Source organism: Pedobacter cryoconitis, assembly GCF_014200595.1.
GTDB lineage: Bacteria > Bacteroidota > Bacteroidia > Sphingobacteriales > Sphingobacteriaceae > Pedobacter > Pedobacter cryoconitis_C.
In genome coordinates this window covers 889,206-903,135 of sequence record NZ_JACHCG010000001.1, presented here as the reverse complement: position 1 = coordinate 903,135, position 13,930 = coordinate 889,206, and the positions used below count along the sequence as shown (strand labels likewise).

The 13,930-nt window shown below is 43.4% G+C and carries 2 protein-coding genes; both read right to left on the bottom strand.

Features of this window, described 5'->3' with window-relative positions:
* Position 1: 1 nt before the first annotated feature.
* Positions 2-1,006 carry a type IX secretion system membrane protein PorP/SprF gene (locus tag HDE70_RS04055; RefSeq protein WP_183865413.1) on the bottom strand — a complete coding sequence of 335 codons (1,005 nt, stop codon included), beginning with the start codon at positions 1,004-1,006 and terminating at the stop codon, positions 2-4.
* The gene (locus HDE70_RS04050) at positions 1,006-13,479 is read right to left on the bottom strand and encodes a gliding motility-associated C-terminal domain-containing protein (protein WP_183888164.1); all 12,474 of its coding nucleotides are present in this window, start codon (positions 13,477-13,479) and stop codon (positions 1,006-1,008) included. Before HDE70_RS04050 ends, HDE70_RS04055 begins: the two co-directional genes overlap by 1 nt.
* Positions 13,480-13,930 lie beyond the last annotated feature (451 nt).

Here is a 13,930-nt window from a genome sequence, read left to right as displayed (position 1 = left end):
TTTAAAACACTCTTGGACAGATAGAAGATTTAGGAGCTTTGCCAAAAGCTATACCAACAGTAATTTCATGTGTTCCGGACTGGTATCCATTAAGTTTAGAAATCGCATAATCGTAAGAATAACCTATCCTGAAGCGTTCATTTACATAAAACTGGGCAATTCCGATCAGTGCGGCCTGACTGGTTACATCAGTATTTTCATATTCTTTTTTAAAGGCTTTGATACTTGTCCGGTATCCTCCGCCAAGCCATACTTTATCATTAAATATGGCCATGATATTAAAGTCTGCATTGGTAGGGCCTTTGAAATCTTCTCTGATCATTATGCTTGGCCTGAACCGCAGATCTGTAGCGGCATTGATCAGTGCGCCTGCCACAAAGTACATATGCCTGGTACGGATAATGTTATCCGCAATATTAGTACTTCTGCGGTAATCATCAACTGACTTACTATTTGATAACAGATTAAGAGCTGAGATACCAGCATACCAATAAGGGGTAGTATAGTAAATACCTGCGCGGAAGTCTGGTGCAATTTTACTGGAACCTCCGGTTGGCACAAAGCCATCTCCTCCGTCAACTGTAGTCAGTGCACTTCCATCTAATCCGTATTGTGCTGCTCCTACCCCTAAACCAAAACTTAAACGACGTGTATCTGCTCCATCAAGTTGTATCCGGAAGGCATAGTTCAATGTGATGGAGTTAGAAGTTTGAGGGCCTAATTTATCGGAAGTGATCTGTAATCCGACTCCATGTTTGGTGGTCTGCGGATCCAGAATCCCATCAATAGAGATTTGCCCGGTTTTAGGTGCACCTTGAATTCCTACCCATTGGTTACGTAATGCCATTTGAGCAAACCATTCTTCTTTGTAACCTGCATATGCCGGATTTACACTCAGGGTGTTAAATATATACTGAGAGAACTGAATATTTTGCTGCGCAGAAGCATGACCGGTAAATAAACCGGTTGAGCAAATAAGCAGTAATATTTTATACAGTTTCTTCATTATCTTTTTATAAGTATCCAGCCATTTTTATTCACTTTGCTTCCGGCTTTTTTCAAAGTGATGATATAATAATAAGTTCCTTCGGTTAATCCCGAGCCATCCCACTCGTCCAGGTAATTGTTATTCCTGTACACTTCGTTACCCCAACGGTTGAACACCATGAGTTCAATGCCGTCAAAGCTTTCTCTTCCTATGATTTTGAAAGTATCATTTTTACCGTCTCCGTTTGGAGTGATCGTATTTGGAATGAATAAGCCAATTGGGATCACATTAATGGTGACCGTAGCCCTGTTACTTCTGTTTGGTGCCCCAACTTTAGAATCGTAGATATAATAAGTGAATTCATCTTGTCCTGAGTAGCCTTTATTCGGGGTATAAGTAACCGTTCCATCCATATGTACTTCTACTTTTCCGTTTGATGGTTGGGTATTTTCTATACTTGCTTTATTCAGGCCATTTAGTGAGGCTATATCATTTCCTGCAATATTGATCACAACGGTCTGGTTAATCTGAACTTCTGCTTTATCATCTATCGCCTGTGGTGCATCTGCAATAATGTGAACAGTTGGCTCATCGTTATTGGCTTGGGTACCTGAAATATCGGAAACAGGGTCCCCAGATGGCGTATAACCTTTAATGGTCGCAGTATTGACCACTCTTCCATCTCTTTTTTCTTCATCTGTTATTTTATAGGTTGAGGTCACTGTGATCGACGCTCCTGCGGCAAGTTCATTGGTTCCGAGGTTGAGCTGACCACCAATTTTGGTATCCATCAGATTCAGATTGTAAAGTTTCACTCTTCCATTATTTGTTATTTTAAAAGTATAAACGATACTAGAGAAGTCGCTGCTGATTACCCCTGTTTTCACCAGTACAATTGATCCATTAGTCACAATATCAACTGTAGCAACTGCTGTTAAAGGAGTGGACATTTCTGCTGTGGTTAAACTTACTGTGTTAATGATTTTACCCGATTTCGCATTTGGTTTCCCATTTTCGTCGATGTCTGTTTGAGTAACGCGGTAAGTTCCTGTATATACCCATGATTCATTAGCTTCAAGGATACCGTTTCCATTATCTCCATAAGCAGGGCCTCTTAATATACCACCTAAAAACGGATCTGTTACCTGAACGCTGGTATGGTTGGCTGTACCTGTATTTTTTACTGTGATGGTGTATTGTATTTGATCTCCTGCTGTTGAAACCAGGGTTACATTCGCAGTTTTTGTAATGGTCAGGCTGCTGCATACAGGTACATTGATGGTAACAGTAAAGGTATTTCCCGGACAGCCTCCTGTAATTGAAGTTGGGGTTATGGTATAAATGACTTGCTGAGCGGTATGACTTGAATTAATCAGTGTGGCGTTAATGTTATTTCCAGAACCATTGTTCAGCCCTTTTACGTTAGTATTTGGAGCGACTGTCCATGTAAATGTAGCAGGAACTGAATTTCCGCCATTTGCTGTATTGTTTACATTGTCTTGCAGGTTGTAGTGAATGCTGTTATTCGTACAGGTCAGGTTACTGATTACATCATTAAAGCCAATTGGATTAGGAGTAATAATTATTGTTCCGCTAAGTTGCTGCGTTTGACATAAACCAGTGGTATTAATGGTATAGTTGAATGTTCCTGATTGCGTTGGAACTCCATTTATTTTAAGCTGATTATTGTTGTATGACCAAATTAATCCTGCTGGTAAGCCAGTTACTGTAGCGTCTATTGCATTTGTAGTTTGATAGGTAATGGTTTGCAGGTTATTACTATTTATACATAATGTTTGATTCGCTGTTGAGGATGCAGAGGTTAATTGTAAAGTTGTATTTGGGTTTACTTTAATTGTACCGGTGAGTGTTACTGATGCGCATCCTCCGGTAGTAGTTATGGTGTAAGGGAAAATTCCGGATATTGAAGGGGTTCCGGTAATGGTAAATTGTTTTGTAGCAGGATCGTAGTTTGATATCAAACCTGCTGGTAAAGCTGATATTGTTGCACCTGTAGCATTTGTTATTTTGTAAGTTATTGGATTAAGTGGTGTATTGATACATAAAACAGGCTGATCGCTTTTTGCAGGAGAGGTAAGCTCCATAATTGCATTTGGATATACATCGATTTGTGCGTGAAGTTCTTTAGTACCACAGTCTCCTGTAACGGTCACAGTATAAAGGAATGTACCAGCTTGTGAAGGAGTTCCACTGATGGTTAATATGCCGCTTGCATAGTTTTGTGTTAAACCTGGTGGAAGGTTAGTTACAGCTATAGTTCCATTGCTTACGGTGTAAGTGGTTTGCGAAATCGGTGTGTTGATACAGGTTGATTGGTTGTTGCTGCCAGTAGTTAAAACGAGTTCAACGTTTGGTTTGACAAAGATTGCTCCGGTTATATTTGCTTCTTTACAGTCACCCGTTGCTGTGATGGTATAGGTGATCAAACCGGCTGTGAAAGGTGTACCTGTGATGGTGAATTTGCCGGTTGTATTATTATAACTTCCTGTCAGCTCTGCTGGTAAACCTGTAATAGTTGCACTCTTTGCATTAGCTGTTTGATATTCGATTTGGACAATCGTTTTATTTACACACAATTCCTGACGGTCAGAGTTTACTGCTGATGTTAAAGCAATCGTAACATCCGGTTTCACATTGATGGTACCGTGGATAATTGCAGGCTCACAGTCGCCGCTTGCTGTAATTGTATAAGAGATCAGACCGGCCGTTGTTGGTGTACCGCTGATCGTAAACTTACCGGTCAACGCATTATAGTTTGGTGTCAGCGTTGCTGGCAAACCAGTAACCGTAGCTGCCTTTCCATTGGTGACCTGGTATTCAATCTGGGTAAGCGCGTGGTTGATACATGGTTCCTGATGGTCAGTGTTTACTGCTGATGTTAAAGCAATCGTAACATCCGGTTTCACATTGATGGTACCGTTGATAATTGCAGGCTCACAGTCGCCGCTTGCTGTAATTGTATAAAAGATCAGACCGGCCGTTGTTGGTGTACCGCTGATCGTAAACTTGCCGGTCAATGCATCATAATTTGGTATCAGCGTTGCTGGCAAACCAGTAACCGTAGCTGCCTTTCCATTGGTGACCTGGTATTCAATCTGGGTAAGCGCGTGGTTGATACATGGTTCCTGATGGTCAGTGTTTACTGCTGATGTTAACGCAATCGTAACATCTGGTTTCACGTTGATGGTACCGTGGATAATTGCAGGCTCACAGTCGCCGCTTGCTGTAATCGTATAAGAGATCAGACCAGCCGTTGTTGGTGTACCGCTGATCGTAAACTTACCGGTCAATGCATCATAGTTTGGTGTCAGCGTTGCTGGCAAACCAGTAACCGTAGCATCCTTGCCATTGGTGACCTGGTATTCAATCTGGGTAAGCGCGTGGTTGATACATGGTTCCTGCTGGTCAGTGTTTACTGCTGATGTTAAGGCAATCGTAACATCCGGTTTCACATTGATGGTTCCAGTAATATCGGCCAGTTTACAATCTCCAGTGGCCGTGATCGTATAAGAGATCAGACCAACCGTTGTTGGTGTACCGCTGATTGTAAACTTACCGGTCAACGCATCATAATTTGGTGTCAGCGTTGATGGCAAACCAGTAACCGTAGCTGCCTTTCCATTGGTGACCTGGTATTCAATCTGGGTAAGCGCGTGGTTGATACATGGTTCCTGATGGTCAGTGTTTACTGCTGATGTTAAGGCAATCGTAACATCTGGTTTCACGTTGATTGTACCGTGGATAATTGCAGGCTCACAGTCGCCGCTTGCTGTAATCGTATAAGAGATCAGACCAGCCGTTGTTGGTGTACCGCTGATTGTAAACTTACCGGTCAACGCATCATAATTTGGTGTCAGCGTTGATGGCAAACCAGTAATCGTAGCTGCCTTTCCATTGGTGACCTGGTATTCAATCTGGGTAAGCGCATGATTGATACATGGTTCCTGATGGTCAGTGTTTACCGCTGATGTTAAGGCAATCGTAACATCCGGTTTCACATTGATGGTACCGTGGATAATTGCAGGTTCACAGTCGCCGCTTGCTGTAATCGTATAAGAGATCAGACCAGCCGTTGTTGGTGTACCGCTGATCGTAAACTTGCCGGTCAATGCATCATAATTTGGTGTCAGCGTTGCTGGCAAACCAGTAACCGTAGCTGCCTTTCCATTGGTGACCTGGTATTCAATCTGGGTAAACGCGTGATTGATACATGGTTCCTGATGGTCAGTGTTCACCGCTGATGTTAAGGCAATCGTAACATCTGGTTTCACATTGATTGTACCAGTAATATCGGCAAATTTACAATCTCCAGTGGCCGTGATCGTATAAGAGATCAGACCAGCCGTTGTTGGTGTACCGCTGATCGTAAACTTACCGGTCAATGCATCATAGTTTGGTGTCAGCGTTGCTGGCAAACCAGTAACCGTAGCTGCCTTTCCATTGGTGACCCGGTATTCAATCTGATCAATCGCTTTATTCACGCACAATTCCTGCTGATCAGTTTTTGCAGCTGATGTTAAAGCAATCGTAACATCTGGTTTCACGTTGATTGTACCGTGGATAATTGCAGGCTCACAGTCGCCGCTTGCTGTGATTGTATAAGAGATCAGACCAGCCGTTGTTGGTGTACCGCCGATTGTAAACTTACCGGTCAATGCATCATAGTTTGGTGTCAGCGTTGCTGGCAAACCAGTAATCGTAGCTGCCTTTCCATTGGTGACCTGGTATTCAATCTGGGTAAGTGCATGATTGATACATGGTTCCTGATGGTCAGTGTTCACCGCTGATGTTAAAGCAATCGTAACATCTGGTTTCACGTTGATTGTACCGTGGATAATTGCAGGATCACAGTCGCCGCTTGCTGTAATTGTATAAGAGATCAGACCAGCCGTTGTTGGTGTACCGCTGATCGTAAACTTACCGTTCAATGCATCATAGTTTGGTGTCAGCGTTGCTGGCAAACCAGTAACCGTAGCTGCCTTGCCATTGGTGACCTGGTATTCAATCTGGGTAAGCGCATGATTGATACATGTTTCCTGATGGTCAGTGTTCACTGCTGATGTTAAGGCAATCGTAACATCTGGTTTCACGTTGATGGTACCGTGGATAATTGCAGGCTCACAGTCGCCGCTTGCTGTGATTGTATAAGAGATCAGACCAGCTGTAGCAGGCGAACCACTGATCGTAAACTTACCGGTCAATGCATCATAGTTTGGTGTCAGCGTTGCTGGCAAACCAGTAACCGTAGCTGCCTTTCCATTGGTGACCTGGTATTCAATCTGGGTAAGCGCATGATTGATACATGGTTCCTGATGGTCAGTGTTCACTGCTGATGTTAAGGCAATCGTAACATCCGGTTTCACGTTGATGGTACCGTGGATAATTGCAGGCTCACAGTCGCCGCTTGCTGTGATTGTATAAGAGATCAGACCAGCCGTTGTTGGTGTACCGCCGATCGTAAACTTACCAGTCAACGCATCATAGTTTGGTGTCAGCGTTGCTGGCAAACCAGTAACCGTAGCTGCCTTGCCATTGGTGACCTGGTATTCAATCTGGGTAAGCGCGTGGTTGATACATGGTTCCTGATGGTCAGTGTTTACTGCTGATGTTAAGGCAATCGTAACATCTGGTTTCACGTTGATTGTACCGTGGATAATTGCAGGCTCACAGTCGCCGCTTGCTGTAATCGTATAAGAGATCAGACCAGCCGTTGTTGGTGTACCGCTGATTGTAAACTTACCGGTCAACGCATCATAATTTGGTGTCAGCGTTGATGGCAAACCAGTAACCGTAGCTGCCTTGCCATTGGTGACCTGGTATTCAATCTGGGTAAGCGCATGATTGATACATGGTTCCTGATGGTCAGTGTTTACCGCTGATGTTAAGGCAATCGTAACATCCGGTTTCACATTGATGGTACCGTGGATAATTGCAGGTTCACAGTCGCCGCTTGCTGTAATCGTATAAGAGATCAGACCAGCCGTTGTTGGTGTACCGCTGATCGTAAACTTGCCGGTCAATGCATCATAATTTGGTGTCAGTGTTGCTGGCAAACCAGTAACCGTAGCTGCCTTGCCATTGGTGACCTGGTATTCAATCTGGGTAAGCGCTTTATTCACGCAAAGCTCCTGCTGATCAGTTTTTGCAGCTGAAGTCAATGCAATGATTACATCTGGTTTCACGTTGATCGTTCCAGTAATATCGGCCAGCTTACAATCTCCAGTTGCGGTGATCGTATAAGTAATCAGGCCTGCTGTAGCTGGTGTACCACTGATGATGAATTTGCCAGTTGCAGCATTGTAAACTCCTGTCAGCTCTGCTGGTAAACCGCTAATCGTTGCCGCTTTGCCATTGGTCACCTGGTATTCGATTTGGGTAATCGCTGTGTTCACGCAAAGCTCCTGCTGATCTGTTTTCACAGCCGAAGTCAATGCAATAGTCACATCCGGTTTCACATTGATTGTCCCGGTAATGCTGGCCAGTTTACAGTCGCCGGTGGCAGTAATCGTATAGGTAATCAGACCTGCTCTAACGGGCGTACCGCTGATCGTAAACTTACCAGTTGCAGCATCATAAACTGAAGTTAACTCTGCTGGTAAACCGGTAATCGTAGCAGCCTTGCCATTGGTCACCTGGTATTCAATTTGGGTAATCGCTGTGTTCACGCAAAGCTCCTGCTGATCTGTTTTCACAGCCGAAGTCAATGCAATAGTCACATCCGGTTTCACGTTGATCGTTCCGGTGATACTTGCCAGTTTACAGTCTCCGGTGGCAGTAATCGTATAAGTAATCAGACCGGCTCTAGCTGGTGTGCCGCTGATCGTAAATTTACCAGTTGCAGCATTGTAAACTCCTGTCAGCTCTGCTGGCAAACCCGTAATCGTAGCAGCCTTGCCATTAGTCACATGGTATTCAATTTGGGTAATTGCTGTATTCACGCACAATTCCTGCTGGTCAGTTTTTACAGCGGAAGTCAGCGCAATGGTCACATCCGGTTTCACGTTGATTGTCCCGGTAATGCTGGCCAGTTTACAGTCCCCGGTTGCCGTGATCGTATAAGAGATCAGACCAGCTGTAGCTGGTGTACCGCTAATGATGAATTTGCCAGTTGCAGCATTGTAAACTCCTGTCAGCTCTGCTGGTAAACCGGTAATCGTAGCAGCCTTGCCATTGGTCACCTGATATTCAATTTGGGTAATTGCTGTATTCACGCACAATTCCTGCTGGTCAGTTTTTACAGCGGAAGTCAGTGCAATGGTCACATCCGGTTTCACGTTGATTGTCCCGGTAATGCTGGCCAGTTTACAGTCCCCGGTTGCCGTGATCGTATAAGAGATCAGACCAGCTGTAGCTGGTGTACCGCTAATGATGAATTTGCCAGTTGCAGCATTGTAAACTCCTGTCAGCTCTGCCGGTAAACCGGTAATCGTAGCCGCTTTGCCATTGGTGACCTGATATTCGATTTGAGTAATCGCTGTATTCACGCACAATTCCTGCTGATCTGTTTTCACAGCCGAAGTCAATGCAATAGTCACATCCGGTTTCACGTTGATCGTTCCAGTGATACTTGCCAGTTTACAGTCGCCGGTTGCCGTGATCGTATAAGTTATCAGACCTGCTCTAGCGGGCGTACCGCTGATCGTAAACTTACCAGTCAAGGCATCGTAAGCTGAAGTTAATTCTGCTGGTAAACCGGTAATCGTAGCCGCTTTACCACTGGTGACCTGATATTCAATTTGGGTAATTGCTGTATTCACGCAAAGCTCCTGCTGATCAGTCTTTACAGCGGAAGTCAGTGCAATGGTTACGTCTGGTTTGACGTTGATTGTCCCGGTAATGCTGGCCAGTTTACAATCTCCGGTTGCCGTGATCGTATAAGTAATCAGGCCTGCTGTAGCGGGGGTACCGCTGATGGTGAATTTGCTAGTTGCAGCATTGTAAACTCCTGTCAGCTCTGCTGGTAAACCGGTAATCGTAGCCGCTTTGCCATTGGTCACTAGGTATTCAATTTGGGTAATTGCTGTATTCACGCAAAGTTCCTGCTGGTCTGTTTTTACAGCCGAAGTCAATGCAATGGTCACATCTGGTTTAACATTGATTGTCCCGGTAATGCTGGCCAGTTTACAGTCGCCGGTTGCCGTGATCGTATAAGTAATCAGACCTGCTCTAACGGGCGTACCGCTAATCGTAAACTTACCAGTCAAGGCATCGTAAGCTGAAGTTAACTCTGCCGGTAAACCGGTAATCGTAGCAGCCTTGCCATTGGTCACCTGGTATTCGATTTGAGTAATTGCTGTATTCACGCACAATTCCTGCTGGTCTGTTTTTACAGATGAAGTCAGTGCAATGGTTACGTCTGGTTTGACGTTGATCGTTCCGGTAATGCTTGCCAGTTTACAGTCCCCGGTTGCCGTGATCGTATAAGTAATCAGGCCTGCTATAGCGGGGGTACCGCTGATGGTGAATTTGCCAGTTGCAGCATTGTAAACTCCTGTCAGCTCTGCTGGTAAACCGGTAATCGTTGCCGCTTTGCTATTGGTGACCTGGTATTCGGTTTGAGTAATCGCTGTATTCACGCAAAGTTCCTGCTGATCTGTTTTTACAGCCGAAGTCAATGCAATAGTCACATCCGGTTTCACGTTGATCGTTCCGGTGATACTTGCCAGTTTACAGTCCCCGGTGGCAGTAATCGTATAAGTTATCAGACCAGCTCTAGCGGGTGTACCATTAATGGTAAACTTACCAGTTACAGCATTATAAGCTGAAGTTAACTCTGCTGGTAAACCGGTAATCGTAGCCGCTTTGCCATTGGTCACCTGGTATTCAATTTGGGTAATTGCTGTGTTCACGCAAAGCTCCTGCTGATCTGTTTTCACAGCCGAAGTCAATGCAATAGTCACATCCGGTTTCACGTTGATTGTCCCGGTAATGCTTGCCAGTTTACAGTCCCCGGTGGCAGTAATCGTATAGGTAATCAGACCTGCTCTAACGGGCGTACCGCTAATCGTAAACTTACCAGTCAAGGCATCGTAAGCTGAAGTTAACTCTGCTGGTAAACCGGTAATCGTAGCAGCCTTGCCATTGGTCACCTGGTATTCGATTTGGGTAATCGCTGTATTCACGCACAATTCCTGCTGATCTGTTTTCACAGCCGAAGTCAATGCAATAGTCACATCTGGTTTAACATTAATAGTTCCGGTTATACTTGCAGGATTACAATCTCCTGTCGCAGTAATCGTATAAGTGATCAAACCTGCTCTAACGGGCGTACCGCTGATCGTAAACTTACCAGTCAAGGCATCGTAAGCTGAAGTTAACTCTGCTGGTAAACCGGTAATCGTTGCCGCTTTGCCATTGGTGACCTGGTATTCGATTTGGGTAATCGCTGTGTTCACGCACAATTCCTGCTGATCTGTTTTCACAGCCGAAGTCAATGCAATGATCACATCCGGTTTCACGTTGATTGTCCCGGTAATGCTTGCCAGTTTACAGTCCCCGGTGGCAGTAATCATATAGGTAATCAGACCTGCTCTAACGGGCGTACCGCTGATCGTAAACTTACCAGTCAAGGCATCGTAAGCTGAAGTTAACTCTGCTGGTAAACCGGTAATCGTTGCCGCTTTGCCATTGGTGACCTGGTATTCGATTTGGGTAATCGCTGTGTTCACGCACAATTCCTGCTGATCTGTTTTCACAGCCGAAGTCAATGCAATGATCACATCCGGTTTCACGTTGATTGTCCCGGTAATGCTTGCCAGTTTACAGTCCCCGGTGGCAGTAATCGTATAGGTAATCAGACCTGCTCTAACGGGCGTACCGCTGATCGTAAACTTACCAGTCAAGGCATCGTAAGCTGAAGTTAATTCTGCAGGTAAACCGGTAATCGTTGCCGCTTTGCCATTGGTGACCTGATATTCGATTTGGGTAATCGCTGTATTCACGCACAATTCCTGCTGATCTGTTTTCACAGCCGAAGTCAGTGCAATAGTCACATCTGGTTTAACATTAATAGTTCCGGTTATACTTGCAGGATTACAATCTCCTGTCGCAGTAATCGTATAAGTGATCAAACCTGCTCTAACGGGCGTACCGCCGATCGTAAACTTACCAGTCAAGGCATCGTAAGCTGAAGTTAATTCTGCAGGTAAACCAGTAATCATTGCCGCTTTGCCATTGGTGACCTGATATTCGATTTGGGTAATCGCTGTATTCACGCACAATTCCTGCTGGTCAGTTTTCACCGCCGAAGTCAATGCAATCGTCGTATTTGGTAAAACATTAATCTCTCCTGTTGTGGTGGCTGTAGAACAACCACCAATTGTGCTCACAGTAAAAGGAAATTTGCCTACTAAAGATGAGGTTCCGCTGATTGTTATTGTTTGTTTTACAGCATCATAAACAAATGTTATATCCGGATTAATTTTATTAAAACTTACAGTCGCTTCATCAGCGTCTTTAACCTGATAAACTATGGATTGCATAGGCATACCTACACATACATTTTGTATAGCAGTGCCAGATAATGGAGCCAATCCAACTGAAGCATTTGGTATAATAGTAAGTTTACTCCTTGATATCAGGTCATTACTACAAGTTGAATTGGAAACCTTTACAACCTCGTAGGTGAAGACCCCAGGGACATCAGTAGGATGATTTATTGTAATACTACTATTAGAACCAGTTGTAGTGATAGTCTTAATCGCGCTCTTAACTGTTCCGTCACTAATCGTATAATAGAAAGTATAAGGCCCTGTTCCATACTTTCCACTAAAGGTAACGGGAATATCAGGACTATCCTGACATACATCCTGCTTTAAAGGTGAAATTGCTGCTGTAGGCAATTGATTAACAGTTAGGTTTATGATATCAGAAAGAACATTACATCCGCCTGGAGAACTAACCTGAACCCTATATTTATAGCCATTATAAGTAAATGGCACCCTGCTGATATTAAGCGTATTTGTCTTTGATCCCAATGACCCATCAGGATCTGCAACAACATCCCAGCTACTGCCAGTATTAACCAGCCATTGATAAGAAAGATTCGGCCCTGTAGCTGCTACTGTAGATGTAAAAGCAGAGTTTTCACAAATAGTTGCACCTACCGGCTGTGTGGTAATTATTGGAGAATTAATATTAAATGTGGCTGTTCCTACTGTTGATTTAGCTCCATAAACATCCATAAAATTAAACTTTATGGATGCAGAACTACCACTAAAGCCCGGTTTAGGAGTAAACGTAAGCAGTTTAGTATTCACATTATCAAATACAAAAGTACCTGCATCTGTTACGACTTGCCGATCAATCTCTGGAGTAAGAGGATCAAGGTCTACGTTATCCGGATTGGGATCACCACCTGCATTAGGTTTTGTTGCCCCGGTCAGTATATCCAAACTGCCAGAAGCACCCTGGCAAATAATCATTGAAGGATTTGGAGCCACAGGCTGGCTCAATACACTTTTATCAACCGTCAAAGTTAAACCTCTGATCTCATGATAATTCACATTATCTCCGGTTGAAGAAGCAATTCCATACTTCAAACCTTTCGCAGGAATAGGTGTAGTATAAGGATACTTAACAATTACCGGAGTAATGACACTACCATGTTTAACGCTCACACTAATTAATAATCCCCCCCCAGGCCTGGGTACCAAATTAATAAACACTTTACGGTATTCCGGATCTCCATCCTTTGCAGTTCGCGAACCTCCGGCGATATTAAATGGATCAGTTGCAAGTGCTGAGGTTTTAACAGTCGTAAGTAAAGGGTAGTTTGTAGGTACATAAGCAAACCCATCTCCCGCACCACGAAGAACTATACTATTAGGAATCTGATCTTTATCGCCTTGCCTGCCCTCACCGCGATTTGAAAAATTCCCAAATTCATCTAAACCAATACCCAAATACCCTTTGCTAACTCCTTTAAAATCTTTGCCATCCTTATTGAGTTGAGCATATCCCAAAGATCCGCCAAATCCGCCAATATTAAAATCAGCATCGGCAACCGCGGCATCAAATAAGAAGAAACTAAGACCATCAGCACCATTAGTGCCACCTCCATAAGTAAAGTACTCAAACTCGATATTTAAACCATAAGTTCCCAGAAAAACATTATTAGAATAAACATAACCTTTTTGTTTAGTTTTATTATTTGTCAGTCTCAAATATCCTTCGCCTTGTGCATCTGTCACTGAACCAGCAATTGGATAAAGCGCTGTAAGAAATGCAGTAGGCTCCCCACCAAATTTCACATCCGGCTTGTTTGTAGTTGAGTTTCTAAAACTTTCATCGTAAGGAAATTGCGCGCGCGAGGAAAAAGGATTTAGTGTAAATAGAAAAAACAAACCTACACTCACTATCGCCAGGAACCCTTTTCTTGCCGGAATCCCCCTGCGATTCATATACGCTGTTAACGAGTGAATCAGCGAAGTAAACTTTGTCAGGAGTTTAAAACGGAGAGATTTATTCATAGGAGGCGATAGCGTAGATAGTTGTCACAAATTGCTAATCACTAGTGCAAAAATATATTTCAAAATTTGTGGCTCACAAAACACAAACTCTGAAAGTTAAAAATCCTAATTATCTAAGAATCAATATTTCACATTAGTTAATTACGCAATTTACACCCACAAAATAGGCACAAATAATGCTATTATCCAAATTTTCACCCTATAAAATCATGTTTAAATAATTTTTGTGCCAAAAAATACTTTTAAAGGCATAAATCACAAAATAAGCATTCCCACAGGGAGTCCTAATAAAAAATAACAATACTAAATCGTATTATATGGCGAAAAAAACCACATTGATAAATATAGAACGATATACTATTAATATCAATAAACAAGAAACCGGATTATTAAGCAATCAACAATAGAACATTAAATGAGTAACTACACCCCAAAACGGGAAATATATTAC

What these genes read in the sequence shown, in the direction of transcription:
- HDE70_RS04055 (WP_183865413.1), bottom strand. Translation starts at nt 1,006, where the DNA reads ATGAAGAAACTGTATAAAATATTACTGCTTATTTGCTCAACCGGTTTA.
- HDE70_RS04050 (WP_183888164.1), bottom strand. Translation starts at nt 13,479, where the DNA reads ATGAATAAATCTCTCCGTTTTAAACTCCTGACAAAGTTTACTTCGCTG.